This window comes from Bacillus sp. FDAARGOS_1420 (assembly GCF_019344915.1).
GTDB lineage: Bacteria > Bacillota > Bacilli > Bacillales > Bacillaceae_G > Bacillus_A > Bacillus_A mycoides.
Map to the genome: position 1 here is coordinate 3062670 of NZ_JAHWJB010000002.1, position 19257 is coordinate 3081926.

General features: G+C 33.8%; 18 protein-coding genes and 1 riboswitch. Of the genes, 8 read left to right on the top strand and 10 right to left on the bottom strand.

What is annotated here, in order from left to right:
* Positions 1 to 62: 62 nt before the first annotated feature.
* The gene (locus tag I6L50_RS25805; RefSeq protein ID WP_219303449.1) at positions 63 to 1637 is read right to left on the bottom strand and encodes a Ppx/GppA family phosphatase; all 1575 of its coding nucleotides are present in this window, start codon (positions 1635 to 1637) and stop codon (positions 63 to 65) included.
* Between the two features lie 141 nt (positions 1638 to 1778).
* Here I6L50_RS25805 and I6L50_RS25810 point away from each other — a divergent pair, with 141 nt between their 5' ends.
* Positions 1779 to 2237, top strand: coding sequence for a YkyB family protein (locus I6L50_RS25810; protein WP_002066920.1), 459 nt, complete (start codon positions 1779 to 1781; stop codon positions 2235 to 2237).
* A gap of 31 nt (positions 2238 to 2268) precedes the next feature.
* On the opposite strand, the gene I6L50_RS25815 is transcribed toward I6L50_RS25810, so the two are convergent.
* Both I6L50_RS25815 and I6L50_RS25820 read right to left on the bottom strand, forming a co-directional pair.
* Entirely contained in the window at positions 2269 to 2931 is a 663-nt protein-coding gene (locus tag I6L50_RS25815) for a YkyA family protein (protein ID WP_219303450.1), read from the bottom strand.
* Positions 2932 to 3483: 552 nt separating this feature from the next.
* Entirely contained in the window at positions 3484 to 4137 is a 654-nt protein-coding gene (locus tag I6L50_RS25820) for a diguanylate cyclase domain-containing protein (RefSeq protein ID WP_219303451.1), read from the bottom strand.
* A gap of 162 nt (positions 4138 to 4299) precedes the next feature.
* Here I6L50_RS25820 and I6L50_RS25825 point away from each other — a divergent pair, with 162 nt between their 5' ends.
* The gene (locus tag I6L50_RS25825; protein ID WP_002014824.1) at positions 4300 to 4533 is read left to right on the top strand and encodes a phage holin; all 234 of its coding nucleotides are present in this window, start codon (positions 4300 to 4302) and stop codon (positions 4531 to 4533) included.
* Between the two features lie 31 nt (positions 4534 to 4564).
* On the opposite strand, the gene I6L50_RS25830 is transcribed toward I6L50_RS25825, so the two are convergent.
* Positions 4565 to 5065 carry a hypothetical protein gene (locus I6L50_RS25830; RefSeq protein ID WP_002033821.1) on the bottom strand — a complete coding sequence of 167 codons (501 nt, stop codon included), beginning with the start codon at positions 5063 to 5065 and terminating at the stop codon, positions 4565 to 4567.
* 550 nt (positions 5066 to 5615) lie between these two features.
* Here I6L50_RS25830 and I6L50_RS25835 point away from each other — a divergent pair.
* The 3 genes from I6L50_RS25835 to metE all read left to right on the top strand — a co-directional run bounded on the left by I6L50_RS25835 (position 5616) and on the right by metE (position 10635).
* Entirely contained in the window at positions 5616 to 7157 is a 1542-nt protein-coding gene (locus I6L50_RS25835) for an MDR family MFS transporter (RefSeq protein ID WP_219303452.1), read from the top strand.
* Positions 7158 to 7248: 91 nt separating this feature from the next.
* Positions 7249 to 7806 carry a PadR family transcriptional regulator gene (locus I6L50_RS25840; RefSeq protein WP_219303453.1) on the top strand — a complete coding sequence of 186 codons (558 nt, stop codon included), beginning with the start codon at positions 7249 to 7251 and terminating at the stop codon, positions 7804 to 7806.
* A gap of 222 nt (positions 7807 to 8028) precedes the next feature.
* Positions 8029 to 8216, top strand: a riboswitch (cobalamin riboswitch).
* A 130-nt stretch (positions 8217 to 8346) separates the two neighbouring features.
* Positions 8347 to 10635, top strand: a complete 2289-nt coding sequence (metE, locus tag I6L50_RS25845) for a 5-methyltetrahydropteroyltriglutamate--homocysteine S-methyltransferase (RefSeq protein WP_219303454.1) — start codon at positions 8347 to 8349, stop codon at positions 10633 to 10635.
* A gap of 40 nt (positions 10636 to 10675) precedes the next feature.
* Here the strand turns inward: metE and comJ are convergent, their stop codons facing one another.
* Positions 10676 to 11065, bottom strand: a complete 390-nt coding sequence (comJ, locus tag I6L50_RS25850; RefSeq protein ID WP_002088359.1) for a competence protein ComJ — start codon at positions 11063 to 11065, stop codon at positions 10676 to 10678.
* A 39-nt stretch (positions 11066 to 11104) separates the two neighbouring features.
* Positions 11105 to 11539, bottom strand: coding sequence for a DNA-entry nuclease (gene nucA, locus I6L50_RS25855; protein ID WP_219303455.1), 435 nt, complete (start codon positions 11537 to 11539; stop codon positions 11105 to 11107).
* Between the two features lie 236 nt (positions 11540 to 11775).
* Between nucA and I6L50_RS25860 the strand changes: the two genes are divergently transcribed.
* Complete coding sequence (locus I6L50_RS25860; protein WP_002014816.1) at positions 11776 to 12519, top strand: DUF3967 domain-containing protein; 744 nt, start codon at positions 11776 to 11778, stop codon at positions 12517 to 12519.
* A gap of 59 nt (positions 12520 to 12578) precedes the next feature.
* Here I6L50_RS25860 and I6L50_RS25865 read toward each other — a convergent pair whose 3' ends face one another.
* Positions 12579 to 13853 carry a sensor histidine kinase gene (locus I6L50_RS25865; RefSeq protein WP_002014814.1) on the bottom strand — a complete coding sequence of 425 codons (1275 nt, stop codon included), beginning with the start codon at positions 13851 to 13853 and terminating at the stop codon, positions 12579 to 12581.
* A gap of 309 nt (positions 13854 to 14162) precedes the next feature.
* On the opposite strand from I6L50_RS25865, the gene I6L50_RS25870 reads away from it, so the two are divergent.
* Positions 14163 to 14363, top strand: a complete 201-nt coding sequence (locus tag I6L50_RS25870) for a hypothetical protein (RefSeq protein WP_000929276.1) — start codon at positions 14163 to 14165, stop codon at positions 14361 to 14363.
* A gap of 234 nt (positions 14364 to 14597) precedes the next feature.
* Entirely contained in the window at positions 14598 to 15761 is a 1164-nt protein-coding gene (locus I6L50_RS25875) for an aminotransferase A (protein ID WP_219303456.1), read from the top strand.
* Positions 15762 to 15765: 4 nt separating this feature from the next.
* Here the strand turns inward: I6L50_RS25875 and malR are convergent, their stop codons facing one another.
* The 3 genes from malR to malC all read right to left on the bottom strand — a co-directional run bounded on the left by malR (position 15766) and on the right by malC (position 19224).
* Positions 15766 to 16797, bottom strand: a complete 1032-nt coding sequence (gene malR / locus I6L50_RS25880; protein WP_002014809.1) for a maltose operon transcriptional repressor MalR — start codon at positions 16795 to 16797, stop codon at positions 15766 to 15768.
* A 282-nt stretch (positions 16798 to 17079) separates the two neighbouring features.
* Positions 17080 to 17922, bottom strand: a complete 843-nt coding sequence (gene malD / locus I6L50_RS25885) for a maltosaccharide ABC transporter permease MalD (protein ID WP_002088365.1) — start codon at positions 17920 to 17922, stop codon at positions 17080 to 17082.
* Complete coding sequence (gene malC, locus I6L50_RS25890; protein ID WP_113937166.1) at positions 17923 to 19224, bottom strand: maltosaccharide ABC transporter permease MalC; 1302 nt, start codon at positions 19222 to 19224, stop codon at positions 17923 to 17925. It lies immediately after the preceding gene.
* Positions 19225 to 19257 lie beyond the last annotated feature (33 nt).

The following is a 19257-nucleotide window of genomic DNA, read 5'->3' on the forward strand; positions in this document are numbered from 1 at the left end:
TTTTATTTTATCAAATTACAATATTCCAAAGTGTTATTTTTTTGTAAAGACATCCGTACAACCTAACATTTCAATTCGAATACTAAGTTAATATTCGTTTTTAATACTCTTTCAAGTTGTTTTTTTTGTTTTTCCGCTTGAACTTTTTCCGCCAATGCCGATTCTTCACATAAAATCCTGAATGTTAAACCTTCTTTACTTTCCGTTATATATATTGTTTCAACAAGCGATCTTTGTCGTATATTTAAAGCAGCCGAAAATTGTAATACAGCCCCTAATAATCGAATTTTCTTTTGTTCACTTTTATCAAACCATCCTTCAAACAGTGCCAAATGTTGTTTAAATAACATTTTTGATTTATAAGAAGCTATAAGCGCTAATCTAACTCGATCTTTATGCATCATACCATCAATTGTTTTGTTCGCTAGTAAGTAAAATGTATGTAAGCGGCTCGCTTCTTCATCTATATATTTTCCAATATTAAATACTTTCGCTGCTTGATGGAATATTCTCCAGTCTTTCGCTGACATAGAAATGAGTCCAGCTCCTTCAAGTTGTTTGCAGATTAATGTCCCTTGTTTAATAAGTTGAATGACAAATCCCATGTCTAATTCGTATTCATATGACAATAAATGCAAACTCTCTTCTACTACGTTCGGATAATATGAGATCCCCAAATCTTTCGTTAATTCTTCATAGAAAACACCTTCTCTTAATCCTTTTTTACTCAATACAAAAGCCGATGCCTCTATAACGTTAACAAGCATATGAAATACTTCGACCGCTGGGATAATTGTGTCTGCTCGATCTTTTGCTAACCCTTCTAATTTTTGAAGGTCTATGAATGATAATTGTTTTAATTCATCTTTTACATTTTTAATATCGTCTTCTTTCATTTTGTATAAGTGTAATCCAGCTATAGGATAACAAATTAAATTTTGGTGGATTTTCGCCATGTTCCTCGCACTACCCCCAATTGCGATAAGAGGCAATTTTTTATCAATTAACCATGGTAGCGTTCGGAATTGATACCATAAATACCTTCTAATCTCATCTAACTCCTCTGTAGTAGGAATATCATCTTGAATAAATTGTTGCTTTAAAGAAAGTGCTCCAAAAGGAAAGCTATAGTATTCTAAAATTTCTCTATTTCGAAAGTATGTAACTTCTGTACTCCCCCCACCAATATCAACTGTAATTCCTTCTGAAAATGAAGTGGAATTCATAACTGCTAAATAACCGTAACGTGCTTCTTCATATTCTGATAAAGCTCTAAGAGTAAAATCTGTTTGCCCTTCAACAAGTTTTTTAATTTCCTCTTGATTCTCAGCCTGTCTAATTGTTGCCGTTGCAACACAAAGTACATGATGCAGCTTATGGAATCGTGTACTTTCTTGAAATTGAAATAATGTTTGTAATAATACTTCTATTCCTTCTTCACTTAATACACCATTTACTAAATAATTTCTTAACCTAGCGACCACTTTCGTATTTTCAATCTCTTTATAAAAACCCCCGCTTTGTTTTTCATAAATAACTAAGCGCATTGTATTAGAACCAATGTCTATAATGGCATATTGTAGTTTTAATATTTCTTTCAAACTTCTCACTCTTTCATTATCAAATTTCTGAAACATATTCTATCACTATTATACAAAATAGTTGTTTTTTATAACAATATTGCTTTAATATTGAAAATATATACAATTACTTTTTGCATATAATAAAAACCCATTTTATTTATGCTATAATAAGGAAAAATTGAAAGGAGATTCAATATGAAACCTTCACAACCCCAATCTCAATTACATAATCAACATTCTATTAATAGACTAGCTCAATCTATTTTCGTTGTGAATCGTCATGCTAAAGCTGCAACTAACCCTAAGTACTTATATTGGTTAAAAAAGACTGCTTTAGAACGCTTAATTACTGAAAAAAAGGCTATCAAAGAAGGATTACATTTTTCTAGAAATCCACGTTTTAGTCAACAACAATCCGATGTTCTTATACGTTTAGGTGATTATTTTTTCCATATCCCTCCTACGAAAGATGATTTTCGCACCCTACCGCATCTTGGTCACCTTGAATCCTCCTATCGAAATCCGAAAACAACCTTATCTTTAACAATAGCAAAAAAAACACTTCAAGATTATATTGGTCCTGAAGCATTAAAACAAGAAAAAAAATTAAGCGAAGCAGTTCCATGGTATAGCCGTACCTATACAAAAAAATAAAACAGTTTGGCCCATATTAGGCCAAACTGTTTTATTTTTTATCTTCCTTAATTTTAATATTCGCTTGTTTATAGAATGCAACTTTTTCTGTATTATATGATTTCGTATATTCATTAAACTTATCTTTTTCTGTCTCAATATCTTTATATGCTTGGTTTACTAACTTTACTTTCTCGCTAATATCTTTTAATTTTGTACCTTTATCTTGTAGCATTGTATATAATTCTTTTTCTTGCTTTAAAGATTTATTATAGCTATCGTACATCTTTTGGAATGAATCATGTCGTTTCTCATAAGTACTCTTTACTTTATCCGCCTGGGCTTTTAATTTATTATCTTCAATTTTCTTCACATGCTTATCGGCTGACTTCACTTCTTCTTGCGCTTTATTTAACGCCTCTTTTTCTTTAATAATAACTTTTTCTCGCTCAGCTGTATTTTTCACCGCTTGATCAAGCTTATCCTTAACAGCCTGATTATTATCTTTTCCTTCTTGGACAATTTGATTATATAATACTTGCCCCTCTTTCTCTAATGACTCTAATTTTTTCGCATCTTCAAACATTGTTTTTTCTTGCTTGGCAGCATTTTCAAATGCAACATATAGCTCCTCTTCTGGTTTTGGGCCGAAACAACCAGCTAGTAAAGTCATTGATAATGCAGTTACAATTGCTAATTTATTATATTTCAACATCTTTTCCTCCTATTAATAAACGACCATCGTGCCAAAAATCCCATGAAAAACATGTAACTTCTTTATCTATTTCACGCTCGCATCTTTTTTACGAAGATCATCAATAATTATTTATACTGCTTGTACAATTTTCGCACTTGAAATTATGTAATGTCTTAAAACATAAAGGTATTTACCTTAATCTTACCTACTGCAAGAAACACTATAATGTTTCACCTGATAAAAGATGATCGTTGACCTCTCACGTCTATCATTCCCTTTCTCACTTTCTATCAAATAACCTCTTTGTCCATTTTACATATTGCAAAGGGGACCTCGCAACTCTTACAAAGATTCTTTTAATTTCTTAAAAAGGAAAAGTGTAGAGCATGTTTTCCTCTACACTTTTAAACTGAAAACATTGTGCAAAATGCATTGACACATCCACACACAATTATATGCTGATTTCATATATTTTTAAAGACTTTTGTTACAAAAAAAAGTTTTCTTGTAACAAAAGACAAAAAAATGTTACAAAAAATTCTTTATATCATACTTCTTCAAATCAAAGTTTCATTCATGACTTTGCAAGTTTCTATAATTATACAATTGATTTTGTGCCTTTCTAAACAAATCTTCAAAAGTTTTCCCTTCTATAGGATAACTTGCAGCCCCAAATAATAGTGTGACACTTAATAAATCATTCGCTATTTCATTTTGAATATTTTTGATCAATCGACTTGTTATTGTTGACTTTTCATAGCCATTATCAACAGCTACGATAACATATTTATTTTCATCCCACCTCGTAACTACATCACCTTTTCGAACTGTCTTTACAATTGTACGTTCTACTCTTTGGACTAGCTCATCTAACTTTTTTTCTTGCACTGTGTCTTTTAATACATCCCATTCTTTTACGGAAAGAATATACACTGTAATATTACGAGAATCTCTTTCTGATAAAGCAGCTACTTTTCCAAAAAAATCAACGACAAAATCGTTATTTGTCATTCCTCCTATTTCAATATTTACACGCGTATTCGTTCTTTTATCGTACCAATGTCCAAAATAATAGCTTAGTATCATTTGCAATATATAAATAATAAAGACGGTTAAAAATGATCGCGAATCTAGCTTAGCAATTACATCCTGAAGTGCAATCCATTCTGTAACCGCAACTGTGTTCCCAAGTAATAATCCACTAATTTTCCCTTTATGTTTCATACTCTCCCCCTTTTATACCAATATATGTTTCTATAACAATAATGTTTTTCTATAAAATAAAAAATGTACATATTTAATGTACATTTCTACTTAAGCTTGTATACCTTTTCTATTTTATTTCATATATATACTATATATCGTTTTTAGGAAGGAGTGACCTATATGCCTCAAAAAGAAAATCTATTAGATATTATGCGCTTACTAGCTGGCTTTTTGTTATCATTAAAATTACTATTTAACTCTTTCGGAATAAACTTCATTACAAACGATCAAATTGACGCTATAGTAAATGTTATTTCATTTCTATTCATTCTATATTTTGGATACAAAAATAACTATATTGGAAAAAAGGGAGTGGAACAAAAGAAATTACTCAAGAAGCACAATCTTCATTAAAGAAGGAACCTTTCGCACAGGTTCCTTCTTATCATTTTCTCACAACCACTTCATTTGTTTGTAGCGGTCCATATGATACACCTTTATATTGAAATGTATATGTAGCCTGAAATAATGAATTGGGAGGAGCTTTATCTTTATTTGCTTTTATTTGACAAATTAATTCTACCTTTTCATTCGGTGATAAATTATCGATTCGCCACCTTACAAGCTGAAATAAAAACTCACTTATTCCCTTATCTGCTTTTAAAGAGTTTGGGATATACGCGAAATAATCACGAATCATATGACTTACAACTACTCGCGAAATCATTTCAACGCCTTTATTTTCAACTTCAAGTCGAATAATTAGTATGTCATTAACATCATAGATCATCTCATACGAAAATTTTTCTTTATACATACTACGGATTTGCAATGTGACTGCTACATCGGATGCTTCCGTGTCCTTTTTAGAACCATCAATCCACAAAACCGGCTGTAGCGGTATAGAATACCTTCCTTGATCCGAAATTCGTTTCCATATTTTCATAATATATTCACCTCATTCCAGATATATCATCTATACAACTGTATTCTGCCTCTCGATGCAATAAACTACACTTAGAAAAAATATTTAGCTTGTTACAAACCATATTAAATTTTTCTTTTCCTTTTATCCTATTCGACAATATAAAGAAAAAACCATTTTTAATAGGTTGACACAGGTTATACTTTATTAAATATTTTTTTACAATTTCCTTCCTTGACTACATAACAAAATAAAGTCTTACCTCTCTCTTTTGGTCAATATAATAAAGTGAAACTTTAATCAGTGGGGTGTCCATCCCCCACTGATTATTAGCTTTCACCAATCGGGCTTTAACGGGCAGTTAAAGCGGGATAAAATAATTTGGCGATAGAAAACATTTGCCTTTTAGTCAAATTTGACTATAATATAATCTATGATTTCCATTCTTTATATCATGTAGGCTCAATTTTTATAAATAAAGAGGAAATGAAACAAACTACACACAAAGATTTTTCATGCACTGCATCTAAAAACTTAAGTTAGTGTAATTTTTATTAAAGGAGGGCTACTTTTGGAAGCACAACTATCAAAAAACGAAGCAAGTAAAACAAAATTTGTTGTTGCTGGTTTACTACTTGGTATTCTCATGGCAGCAATGGATAACACAATAGTCGCAACTGCGATGGCAACAATCGTTGGAGACTTAGGAGGGTTCGACAAATTCGTTTGGGTCACATCTGCATATATGGTAGCAACAATGGCCGGTATGCCTATTTTCGGTAAGCTATCTGATATGTACGGACGGAAACGCTTTTTTATTGGTGGACTAATTCTTTTCTTATTCGGTTCTGCACTTTGCGGGACAGCAACAAGTATTGAACAACTAAGTATTTATAGAGCCATTCAAGGAATTGGCGGTGGCGCTCTGATGCCTATCGCATTTACAATTATGTATGATATATTCCCACCTGAAAAACGAGGGAAAATGACAGGTCTATTTGGTGCTGTTTTCGGAACATCCAGTGTTTTCGGGCCTTTATTAGGTGCTTACATTACAGATTATATAAGCTGGCACTGGGTCTTCTATATTAATATTCCATTAGGACTTATTTCCTTCTTCTTCATTACTAAATACTACAACGAGTCTCTAGAATACCGAAAACAAAAAATTGACTGGGCTGGTGCTATTACACTTGTCGTTAGTATCGTTTGCTTAATGTTTGCCCTGGAACTTGGCGGTAAAGAATATGCATGGGACTCTAATGTGATTATTGGTTTATTTTCAACTGTTGTTACTACGCTTATTATCTTCTTCTTCGTAGAAAGAAACGCAACAGAGCCTATTATTTCTTTCCATTTATTTAAAAAACCTTTATTTGCAGCTAGCCAAGGTGTTGCCTTTTTCTATGGCGCCGCTTTTATCATCTGTACAGTTTATATTCCAATCTTCGTTCAAGGTGTTCTCGGTGGTTCAGCCTCAAATGCTGGATTGATTTTGACACCTATGATGGTAGGATCTGTAATCGGAAGTCAAGCTGGCGGACAATTAGCTTCACGAACAAGTTATCGTAACATCATGATAGCATCCGGAGTGTTCTTCGTTCTTGGTATTTATTTACTAAGTACTTTAACAATGGAAACACCTCGTACACTTGTAACAACGTTTATGGTGCTTGCTGGACTTGGAGTTGGATTCTCCTTCTCAGTTTTAAGTATGGCATCTATCCACAAACTAGAAATGAGAGATCGCGGTTCTGCTACATCAACGAACTCATTCTTCCGTTCACTTGGAATGACCCTTGGTGTAACGATTTTCGGTACAATTCAAAATCATGTTTTCACTGATAAATTAAAAGCAGTCTTCCCACCTGAACTAGCAAAAATGGCTCCTAAAGGTGGAGACACAAGCTTTTTATTATCACCAAATGCCGCTGACAAACTACCTCCTGAAGTACTGAGTGGTATTAAGGATGCTCTTGCAACATCTATTGCCAATACATTTTTCTGGGCACTTATCCCAGCTGTACTAAGTATAATTTGTATTTTATTTATGGGAAATGAACGTCTTTTAACAGGTCCGAAAACGAAGCAAAAACAAAAACAAGTAAGCTAATATAGAAAAATGAAACGGTATATCCCTTTATGAAAGAGGATATACCGTTTATAATATATATAAAGTTTCTATATACAGGAGTTGAGACAGCATGAGCATGAAGTTAGTCATTCTCGGCTTGTTACTCGAAGGAGATAAGCATCCATATGAAGTTCAACATATAATGAAAGAACGACAAATGGATTGTTATATTAAATATGCCAAAGGATCGCTATACTATGCCTTCGAGCAATTAGAAAAACAAGGTGCGATTAGTGTTACCCATATTGTTCGAGATACGAATAGACCAGATAAAAAAATCTTCCATATAACAGGAGAAGGAAAAGCCCTTTTCCACACTTTATTATTAAAACAATTTGAAGCGAAAAATCAAATATATAAACCTATTTATTCTGCGCTCTCTTTCGCTCACTTTAGCGACGAACAAGAACTAGTTCCTATTTTGGAAAAAAAGAGAGATGATACAATGCTATATTTACATACAATGCAAACGATATACGATCATAACAAACAACTAGTCCCTCGTGCTCAACTATATATTCTACAAAGCGTAATTGAGCATATTAACGTTGAGTTACGTTGGCTAAACACACTCTTACAAGATGCTGCTGTAAGTCGTCTTTCAGAAATAGGTGTAGATAATGATTAAGTTTTTCTAGAAGAGGTGCCTCCTCTTCTAAAAAAACTTAACACTATAATTATTCCTCGCAACTCAAAATACCCTCATTTTAATAATAAATAAACATCAAAAAAACTTAATCTTCCGAATAAAAAGAAATAAAAACTTTAGAATTTTCTTATTTTAAAACAGTGGACAAAATTCCGAAAATTGTGTTAGAATTTGTTTCAATATCATATCGCTTGTTAAATTCCTTTCAAAAGGAAAATAGGTACACGAATATTTCACTTCGTGTTTAAAAGGGAAGTTTGGTGAAACTCCAACACGGTCCCGCCACTGTAAATGCTGAGATTTCTTTTTTGTGCCACTGTGAAAACGGGAAGGTGAAAGAAATTATATGAAGCATAAGTCAGGATACCTGCCTATTTTAACAACACTGATAGACTCACGGATGATGATGAGGTGTTAAGAACAAAAAGGAAGGCTTATTTTTCTATGCCTTTATGCTTTTTGTTATAGGTATTTCCGAGTAAACGGAAATGCTTACTTTCAATTAGGGAGGAATTTAAAATGGCAATTCAAACAAGTAACTTAGGTTATCCACGTATCGGACTACAACGAGAGTGGAAAAAAACATTGGAAGCTTTTTGGTCCAATAAAATTGATGAAGAACAATTTTTAACGACAATGAAAGAAATTCGCCTTCAACACGTCAAAGTACAGCAAGAAAAGGGAATTGAATTAATTCCAGTTGGCGATTTTACATATTATGACCACGTTCTGGATACGGCCTACATGTTAGGATTCATCCCGTCACGTTTTTCAGAGTTTACCTCTTACCTTGATGTATATTTTGCAATGGCACGCGGCTCTAAAGATCACGTTGCTTCTGAAATGACAAAATGGTTTAACACAAACTATCATTACATTGTTCCTGAATATGAAGAAGGATTACAAATCTCTTTAAAAGACAATCGTCCTCTTCGTTTATATGAAGAAGCGAAAAAAGAGTTAGGCATTGATGGAAAACCAGTTATTTTAGGCCCTTATACATTCCTAAAACTAGCAAAAGGTTATAACGAAGAGCAATTTGCCACTATTTTAAAAGAGCTAGTTGCACCTTATGTACAACTATTCTCTGAATTACACGCAGCTGGAGCACAAATTATTCAAGTTGACGAACCAATCTTCGCATCTTTAACAAAAGATGAAATTAATCAAGCGAAAGAACTTTACGAAGCTATTCATAAAGAGGTTCCAAATGCTAATCTTCTTCTACAAACATATTTTGATAGTGTAGAAGAGAACTATGAAGAAATTATTACATTCCCTGTTTCCGGTATTGGATTAGACTTTGTTCATGGCAAAGAAGGTAATGTAAATGCTATTTCAAAATACGGATTCCCAGCTGATAAAATTTTAGCTATCGGTTGTATAGATGGCCGTAACATTTGGAGAGCTGATCTTGATGATGTACTTTCTTTATTTACAACATTACAAAATCAAATCACAGCAAAAGGTTTAATTGTTCAACCTTCTTGTAGCTTATTGCATACTCCAATTGATAAAACGGAAGAAACGCACTTAACAAGTGAATTATTTGATGCACTTGCATTTGCTAATCAAAAATTAGAAGAACTAGTCCTTATCCATTCTGCTCTTACTAAAGGTGTAGAAAGCATCAGTAGCGATTTAACAACATATCGTAATGCACATCATGCAATCCGCTCATCAGCTGCACGTAATCGTGAAGATGTAAAAGTGGCACGTACATCACTTAAAGAAGATGATTTCTCACGTCCTCTTCCATTTGAAAAACGATATGAACTACAGCAAGTAGCTTTACAATTACCTTTGTTACCAACAACAACTATTGGTAGCTTCCCGCAAACATCTGAAGTTCGTCAAACACGTAAACAGTGGCGTAACGGCGATATTACAAATGAACAATATAATCAATTCATTGAAAAAGAAACTGCAAAGTGGATTCGTTACCAAGAAGATATTGGTCTTGATGTACTAGTACATGGTGAATTCGAAAGAACTGACATGGTGGAATATTTTGGAGAAAGACTTGCTGGTTTCTCCTTTACTAAAAATGGATGGGTACAATCATACGGTTCTCGTTGCGTAAAACCACCTGTTATTTATGGTGATGTTGCCTTTATAAGTGGAATGACTATTAAAGAAACTGTATATGCACAAAGCTTAACAGAGAAAGTAGTAAAAGGTATGCTAACTGGACCTGTCACTATTTTAAATTGGTCATTCGTTCGAAATGATATTTCAAGAAAAGAAGTTTCATATCAAATTGCATTAGCACTTCGTCATGAAATTGAATTACTTGAATCTTCCGGAATTAGAGTAATCCAAGTCGATGAACCTGCACTTCGTGAAGGTATGCCGTTAAAAGAAAAAGATTGGGATGCATACATTACATGGGCAGTTCAATCATTCCTTTTAGCAACATCTTCTGTAGAAAATGAAACACAAATTCATACTCATATGTGTTATAGTAACTTCGAAGATATTGTAGATGCAATTCGAGCGTTAGACGCAGATGTTATTTCTATCGAAACCTCAAGAAGTCATGGAGAATTTATTAATACATTAAAGCATACAACATATGAAAAAGGAATTGGTCTAGGGGTATATGATATTCATAGCCCACGTGTCCCAAGTAAAGATGAAATGTTCACAATCGTAGAACAATCTTTACAAGTATGTGACCCTAAATATTTCTGGATTAATCCAGACTGTGGTTTAAAAACACGAAGAACTGAGGAAGTTATACCTGCTTTAGAGCACATGGTTCAGGCAGCAAAAGACGCTCGTTCTCTCCTAAAAACAAACGCATAATAAAAAACGTGTTATCCTTCAAAAAGGATAACACGTTTTTTTATTCTACACTCTCAAAATAGAAGTCGTATTGTACTTTATACAATTCATCGTCTGATGGCTCTTCAAGAGGAGTTGCCTGTAAGACTATCATATATTCCCCGTTCGGAATAGGAATATGATATTTATTAGAAAGAATACTTGTTATATATACTTCTTCATTCTTCACTGTGAAAGGAACTGATATCGTTCTAACCACTTCTTCTTTCTCAATATGATTTCCACAAGTAACTTCCACTTCACAAGTATAGTCAGAGATTGCTTCAAAAATAATAGCTCCATCCACCTCAGCATAGCCTCTTTCAAAATCTTCAGGAGTCCAATCTACATAAGGCTGCTGACCATCATAGTTCATTATCATTAATTGCGAATATGAAATTGTTAATTCCATAACTATCCCTCTCCTCCACTATGAAATGTATGCCAATTACTATTTCACTTCAAATTTCACACGCGTACCATCTGGATATTTGTCTAGCTTATTCCCTACCCAAGAACCTGCACCGCGGTTATCTGCTGGACTTATATATTCAATATGAGCTCCTTTTCCGCCTTCCTTACACATCGCCATCGGCCATTCATCACGATCATAACCTTTCTTCGTCGGATATGGCGCTAATGATAATTTCCTTCTATCCGCTGCACCATTACGATCAATTGTGCACATTTCCGAATGTCCTTCTTTTATAGCATCCGTTATATGTTTCCCGGTCTCTGGATATCGTTCTTTCGGGAACTCTAGAATTTGATCATACGTAGTTGTTTTTTTAGTACTTGTCTCCTCTGGCACAAGTACTTCATATACCGCTACCAAAAGAGAAAGAATTGCAATAATTGAAATGATAATACCTTTAAATCGCTTCATGTGTACCTCCGTGTTCCTACCAATTTCTTTTCCTCAGTTATTATAACAAACTTCTTCTATGTATGTTTTCAGACATTATTTTAGCTCTTCCTCTCCATTCCGCCAAAAACATTCATTTTTCTTCATCTTTTCACTAATGCTGTAGAAAACTAATAACCTTCCGACATTCTTTTTCAAAGGAAGTCCTCATAAAAGGTTGAAATGATATATACGATACTTTTTGGGGAGGAACTATCATGGAAGCTATTTATAAAACGAAAGATGTTACAAATAAAACAGGTATCCCAAAACATATAGTCCGAAAATATAGCCAACTCTTAGAGGAACACGGTTATATCATTTCAAAAACAGCTGATGCTCGTATTTATAAATTGGATGATTTAAAACTATTGAAATCTATACATGAAAGAGCTGCTACATTACAAGAGGACATTTCAGAAACAATACCTATTATTTTAAAAGAAAAAGAAGCCCCACCTGTACCTGTTATTCAAGATAAACAAGAAGTGCAACCAAAAGAAGATGGGCGTAACTTTGAGGAGTTCATGCTAAAACTTGAAATGCTTGCTCAATTAAATGAAGCAATTATTCATCAAAACTCTACTCTCATTACACAAAATCGTTTAAAAGACGAGAAATTAGATGAACTAATGCAACAAGTTTATGTAAAAGAAGGCTCACAAGAAAAAATGTTACAAGATCTAGTTGTTCACGCCGCTCAAACAGATGCACTCCAAAAAGAAAAGATGGACTTATTAATGAATCATATGTATAAGCGAGAATCCAAACAAGAAGAAAAAATGAATAAACTTGTCAATCAAATTTACAATAAAGACAGCAACCGTGATACACAACTTATGCAAGTTATTCGTGAAATTCAAGAAACAAAAAGATTAGTCGCCGCCTCAAAAGAGCAAAGCTTCTTTCAATCATTTAAAAGTTTATTCGTTCGAACAAAACAAGAAAAAATAAATGAATGAAATTTTGTATCTTTTTCTAATGCACGATAAAATAAAAAGTTACCTTCTATCGGTAACTTTTATTCCTTATATCGTACAGCTGGCAATATAATAATAGCTTCAGTTCCTTTCCCGCTTTCACTTTTATATTCCAATGTACCATTATGCGCTTGTAAAATACTAAATGTTACCATAAGGCCTAATCCTGTTCCTTTTTCTTTTAAAGAATAATACGGTTGTCCAAGCCTTACTAACTGTTCTTTTGTCATTCCAACACCACTATCTTTAACTCTTATTATTATCAATTCATCTTTTTGAATAGCTGTTACTTTTAAATACCCTTTGTTTCCTTGAATTGCTTCAATACCATTTTTAACAACATTCATAATAGCTTGCTTCAATTTCGTCTTATCACCGATAGTATAAAGGCTCTCAGAAATCTCAACTTGCAAATAAACGCCCTGCATCGCTGCAAATGATGACATAAGAGTTGTCATTTCAATTAATTGTGCTGATAAACAAATATGTTCTTTTTTTTCAATTTGAGGCCTTGCTAAATTTAAATAATCTGAAATAATCTGTTCAGCACGATCCAGCTCAGCTAATACGAGACGCATATAATCTTTGTTTTTTACGTCTTCCGTACTCTCTAACAATTGAATAAACCCTCGTACAACAGTGAGAGGGTTTCGAACTTCATGTGCGACACTTGCAGCTAACTCACTTACAATATTAAGTTTTTCTGATTTTTGCATTTCTGTACGCAATAATGCATTTTCGTTTAAATACTCAGTCAAATACACTTGAAATACCATTGTCATAACCATAATAAGTGATGCAAATATATACCCACTATATAGATTAGATATGTACGGTGTAAAACCTGTTTCTAAAAGGACATTCAACATCCCGACTACTAATGAAACAAGAACATAAAATGATGCAATCATAAAAGCTAATATTAGCTTCTTATCTCTTGAAAAAAGAGACCATTTCTTTGACAAAAATAATGGAATTATCGAAAGAAATATAACTTCTACCATAGGCAACCAACTAAGCCCCTTAAAAATCCATTCATATGCAACATAAATAATGGCAGGGATGAGCCCAACAATCCCACCATATAAAAAACCACTAACAATTGGGACTGGATGAAAATTGTATCCGCAAACGGTACCAAAACAAATAGAGTATGTCATGGAGAGAACGAGTGTAACGCTAGATAAAAACATAATAAAGTAGCGATTAGGCTTCGGAAGCATTCCTTGATAACGATTTAAACGAATCGCTTCATATAAAAATAGTGGTAAAATAATGATGGCAATTTGGATCATTAAATCACGAATCAGCTCCATAGCCTCTCATCCCCTATATGTATTTTGATATGATTATATCATTTTATAAGTCTATTTGTTTCAAAATTTTGATTTTTCTTAACATCTTTGTTAATTATTTGTTAACAACTAATAATAAATGTTACAAATTTCCGAAATGATTGTAAACCCTGTACCAAATTTCCTTCGTGCAGTATACAATGAATACGGATTACAAAGAAAATAAAAAACACTTCACTAGACGGACAACTATCGCAAAATACAGCATATAATCCATACTATCTATGTTTACAAATAAGTGATCATTACTTTAGTAGGAGGAAGATAAATATGGCGGGTACTACGCTTGTTTTAAAAGAAGAAAATTTGGTTGTGCTAGAAAACGTTGAAAAATCAGTATACGAAGAATTGCAACATAAAGCAGGGGACGAAGACTGTACATGTGCTGTAAATGAATCCGTTGTCCATCTTGGCAAAGTATCTTCCGTACTTTGGAACGAAGATGAAATAGATTGGGAATACGGTTATTAAAAAGTCGCTTGCAGCGGCTTTTTTTGTGTTTATGCTTAAGTGAAACTTTAATTAACTCACACAGCTTATACTCTTATAGACCTTTGAACCCTCACATAATTTCTTACTTCCACTGAATTTTAAGATACGATTCTTATCTTTCACAAATAGCGGGGGAAATTTTATAAACAAAGCGTAATAGTTGAAAATATGATAAAATGGACTTAATTTTCAAACGGAAGAAAGGGAGATACAATGGAACAATTCATTAATCCTAGAGTGAAGGACATCCAAATTTCTGGAATCCGTCAGTTCTCTAATATGATTCAAAACTATGATAATCTTATCTCTTTAACAATTGGGCAACCCGATTTCCCTACACCTTCTCTAGTAAAAGAAGCAGCTAAACGGGCCATTACAGAAAATTATACAAGCTATACACATAACGCTGGTTTACTAGAATTACGCAAGGCAGCTTGTAACTTTGTAAAGGACAACTACAATTTACATTATTCACCTGAAAACGAAACCATTGTTACAATCGGTGCTAGTGAAGCGATCGATGTTGCATTCCGAACTATTTTAGAACCAGGAACGGAAGTAATTTTACCTGCTCCTATTTACCCTGGTTACGAGCCGATTATTCGACTATGTGGTGCAACTCCTATTTTTATAGATGTTCGCGAAACTGGATTTCGTTTAACAGCTGAAGCATTGCAACATGCAATTACAGAACGAACAAGATGCGTCGTTTTACCGTATCCTTCTAATCCAACTGGTGTTACCTTATCAAAAGAAGAATTAGAAGATATTGTATCTATCTTAAAAGATAAAAATATTTTCGTTCTTTCTGATGAAATTTATAGTGAACTTGTATATGAAGAAAAACACACATCTATCGCTCATTTCCCAGAAATGCGTGATAAGACGATTGTCATTAACGGCTTATCAAAATCACATTCTATGACCGGCTGGCGTATCGGACTTTTATTTGCTCCAGAATATTTAGCAAAACACATATTAAAAGTTCATCAATACAATGTTACATGTGCTACTTCAATCGCTCAGTATGCTGCAATCGAAGCTTTAACAGCTGCTAAAGATGCCCCGAAGATGATGCGCTATCAATACAAAAAACGCCGTGATTACGTGTATAATAGACTCATTCAAATGGGTTTAACGGTTGAGAAGCCAACAGGTGCATTTTATTTATTCCCATATGTTGGACATTTAACATCTTCATCATTTGATTTTGCACTTGATCTTGTAAAAGAAGCTGGGCTAGCCGTTGTTCCTGGAACCGCATTTTCCGAATACGGTGAAGGCTACCTTCGCCTTTCCTATGCTTACAGTATCGAAACTTTAAAAGAAGGCTGTGACCGTTTAGAAGCCTTTCTAAAGAAAAAAGCTAAGAGTTAAACTCTTAGCTTTTTGTTGCATAATGATCACAAGTTTGACGCTTCAATAATTTATGCGGAATAATAATGCATTTTGAAGTAGATTCAGAATGCTCCACCTTATCAACTAAAGCTTTTGCCGCTTCATACCCTAATTGATAAATATTCACATCAACTGTCGAAAGTGGTGGACTAGCAATTTCTGATAATAAAGCATTGTTAAAGCTTACAATCGAAACATCTTTCGGTACAACAAATCCTTTTTTAGAAAGCGCACTTAACACGCCAAGTCCAATTAAATCATCCGTTGCCATAATTGCCGTCGGTGGTTGCTTTAGTCCCATTAATTCCTCAACAGCCTGTTGACCACTCTCTCTTGAAAAATCAAAGTGTAAAATATACTCTTTCGGCAATAGAATATCTGCTAGTTTCAAAGCATCACTCATCCCCGCCAAACGATCTCTCGTTACAAGTAAATCTGATCCACCGCCGATGAATGCGATTTGTTTATGGCCTAATGAAATCAAATATTCCGCTACTTCTCTTGCAGCTGTATAATTGTCATTATCTACATATGTAATTTCATCTTTTCGATCATATGGTTTTCCAATTAAAACAAACGGGAAGTTTTGGTCATGCAAGTATTGAATAATCCGATCGTTCTCTCTTGAATATAAAAGAATAATACCACCGATTTGACGCCCTTGTACCATTTTTACAACACCATTAAAAATTTCATCTTCCGTTTCACCAGTCGACATATAAAGCGCATACCCTTCCACATGTGCAAATGAACTAATTCCTCTTATAACTTCTGGGAAAAACGGATTTTGAAAAGCTTTACTTGCAGAACTCGGCATAACAAGACCAAGTGTCTTCGTCGTTTGGTTCGCAAGGTTTCTTGCATTTAAATTTGGATGATACCCTAATTCACTCATTACTTTTCGAACACGGCGCTTTGTCTTTTCACTTATACTTGGATTATCAGCAATTACACGAGAAACAGTTGATGGTGCTACGTTCGCCTTCTTCGCCACATCTTTAATTGTAACTGTCATAAAAATCCCCTCCTTTCACTTCTCTGCCATTTTCATATATTTTATCTTGCACCCGTTGCAAGTCATAGGAGAAGTCATAAACTGTCATTTATTTATTCTATCTTGCAAAACTTATCATATTCTCCCTCTCCATGTATTGTAAGGGATATAGCTCTTTTTTCCTATACTATAATATACTATTTATTTCACTTCTTTTCATATGCGATGTCAAATCTCTTTTCATCTCTCTATAATTTTTTTATAGAGAGATGAAAAGAAAAATGGGACATAATGTCCCATTTCTCATCCTTTCGTACCTCCAGCTGTTAAACCAGAAATAAAGTATTTTTGTAGTGATAAGAATAAAATCGAAATCGGGATTGCAATTAATACTGAACCCGCTGCAAACGTCGTAAATTCATTACCAAATTTTTTCGCTACCATTTCATATAATCCAACTGCTAAAGTGTAATTTTCCGGCGTGCGTAAAATAATACTTGCTAAAATGAAATCTGTAAATGGACCGATGAAAGTGAATAATGCTACAACCGCTACGATTGGCTTTGCAAGCGGCATAATGATTTGCCAAAAAATACGGAAGTGTCCTGCTCCATCCATGCGGGCTGACTCATCCAACTCTTTCGGAATCGTATCAAAATACCCTTTCATAAGCCAAGTATTCATTGGAATTGCTCCACCTACATAAATTAAAATTAATGCAAGATGTGTATCAATTAATCCTGTTAACTGCGCTAATACATATAGTGCGATTAACGCTGCAAAGTTCGGAATCATTTGTAGAATTAAAAATGTTAATAAACCATTTTTTCTTCCGACAAAACGATATCTCGAAAATGCATAAGCAGTAAAGCTAATTGCTAACACCGAAAAAATCATCGTCATAACACTAACTTTTAACGTATTTTTATACCAAAGTAAGTAATTACTTGAATCAAGATCAAGTAGCTTACGATAATGATCTAACGTAGCATTTTTTGGAATAATGCTAGAACCAGACAAACTATCTCCTGGATTAAACGATGAACCAATAATCCATAGTAATGGATAGAAAATAATCGCACACATTATGAAGATAACCAAATAACTTAATGAAAGACGTAACATCTTTTGTCGTTTAATATTCATTTACATCATATCCTCTTCTTGGAATGATTTTGTTCTCTTAAATTGCCATAACGCAACTGTAATAACGATTAACGATAAAATCATTGTAAGAGCTGCTGCTTTTCCGTACTGCGCTGAAGTCATCGTTAACTTATAAATCCATGAAATTAAAATATCCGTTCCACCTGCATCTTGCCCCGCTACAGCAGGACCTCCGCCGTTAAATAGATAAATGATACTAAAGTTATTAAAGTTAAACGTATATTGTGTAATTAAAATTGGTGCTGTTGCGTATAAAACAAGTGGCAATGTAATTTTGCGGAACTGTTGCCAAGCAGTTGCTCCATCTACTGTAGCAGCTTCATATAATTCTCCTGGAATCGATTGCAATATACCTGTTGTCATTGCAAAGACGAATGGGAAACCGAGCCACGTTTGGATCATAATTAAAGCAATCTTCGCCCAAAACGGATCTGTCATCCAAGCAATCTTTTCAATCCCGAATAAAGCTAATACTTGATTATTAATTGCTCCAAATGTTTCATTAAACATACCCGAGAAGACAAGAATAGATACGAATGCTGGAACAGCCCACGGTAAAATGAAGATTGTTCGAATAATTGCCTTACCTTTAATACCAGGCTGATTTACGATAATTGCTAAGAAAATACCAAGTGCAACTTGTAATGTTGTTGCAACAAATGTCCAAATGACAGTCCAAGAAAATACACTTAAAAATGTCTCTCTCCACATTGGTAATGTGAAAATATCAATAAAGTTTTTAAAGCCCACCCAATCTACTAATTTAGCTGGAGGAGAGTGATATAAGTCATAATTCGTAAATCCAATTAAAATTACAAAAATGATTGGAAATACAACTACAAAGATAAGTAATAGAAATCCTGGTGAAACCATTAAATATGGAAAACCTTGATCTAATAAGTTACGGTATTGCTCTTTTACTGAGTTTAATGGTGTTCCTATATCACGTTTCTTCCCATTTTGGTATGCATCATATAAGTTAAATCCATATATTCCTAGTCCAAACACTATGACGATAAGTGCCAAAATTCCTTCTACTAATAGAAAGACAGAATGGTCACGTGGAACTTCTGTACCGAGTGTTACAATTCCCCATAATCCCATATTTAATAAATCAGCAAATGCTACAATAAATGAACCTGTTAATACTAGAAAAATAAGGCCTTTTACAAATTGTTTATTATACATTTGGCCTATGCCTGGAATGATTGATAACATGGTTGCCATTTTCCTATGTTTTGAACCTTTTAAGCCGTTTGCTGGTTCCATAGATGTTTGCATGTTCCTTCCCCCTTTTTTCTGGGAGAGAATTCG

Bases quoted from the DNA above. Each gene is read 5' to 3' on its own strand.
- nucA (WP_219303455.1), bottom strand. From the start codon at position 11,539: ATGAAGCGATTTAAAGGTATTATCATTTCAATTATTGCAATTCTTTCT.
- I6L50_RS25810 (WP_002066920.1), top strand. From the start codon at position 1,779: ATGAAACCTTCACAACCCCAATCTCAATTACATAATCAACATTCTATT.
- I6L50_RS25830 (WP_002033821.1), bottom strand. From the start codon at position 5,065: ATGAAAATATGGAAACGAATTTCGGATCAAGGAAGGTATTCTATACCG.
- I6L50_RS25870 (WP_000929276.1), top strand. From the start codon at position 14,163: ATGGCGGGTACTACGCTTGTTTTAAAAGAAGAAAATTTGGTTGTGCTA.
- I6L50_RS25875 (WP_219303456.1), top strand. From the start codon at position 14,598: ATGGAACAATTCATTAATCCTAGAGTGAAGGACATCCAAATTTCTGGA.
- comJ (WP_002088359.1), bottom strand. From the start codon at position 11,065: ATGGAATTAACAATTTCATATTCGCAATTAATGATAATGAACTATGAT.
- metE (WP_219303454.1), top strand. From the start codon at position 8,347: ATGGCAATTCAAACAAGTAACTTAGGTTATCCACGTATCGGACTACAA.
- I6L50_RS25865 (WP_002014814.1), bottom strand. From the start codon at position 13,853: ATGGAGCTGATTCGTGATTTAATGATCCAAATTGCCATCATTATTTTA.
- I6L50_RS25805 (WP_219303449.1), bottom strand. From the start codon at position 1,637: ATGTTTCAGAAATTTGATAATGAAAGAGTGAGAAGTTTGAAAGAAATA.
- I6L50_RS25815 (WP_219303450.1), bottom strand. From the start codon at position 2,931: ATGTTGAAATATAATAAATTAGCAATTGTAACTGCATTATCAATGACT.
- I6L50_RS25860 (WP_002014816.1), top strand. From the start codon at position 11,776: ATGGAAGCTATTTATAAAACGAAAGATGTTACAAATAAAACAGGTATC.
- malR (WP_002014809.1), bottom strand. From the start codon at position 16,797: ATGACAGTTACAATTAAAGATGTGGCGAAGAAGGCGAACGTAGCACCA.
- I6L50_RS25825 (WP_002014824.1), top strand. From the start codon at position 4,300: ATGCCTCAAAAAGAAAATCTATTAGATATTATGCGCTTACTAGCTGGC.
- malD (WP_002088365.1), bottom strand. From the start codon at position 17,922: ATGAATATTAAACGACAAAAGATGTTACGTCTTTCATTAAGTTATTTG.
- malC (WP_113937166.1), bottom strand. From the start codon at position 19,224: ATGCAAACATCTATGGAACCAGCAAACGGCTTAAAAGGTTCAAAACAT.
- I6L50_RS25820 (WP_219303451.1), bottom strand. From the start codon at position 4,137: ATGAAACATAAAGGGAAAATTAGTGGATTATTACTTGGGAACACAGTT.
- I6L50_RS25840 (WP_219303453.1), top strand. From the start codon at position 7,249: ATGAGCATGAAGTTAGTCATTCTCGGCTTGTTACTCGAAGGAGATAAG.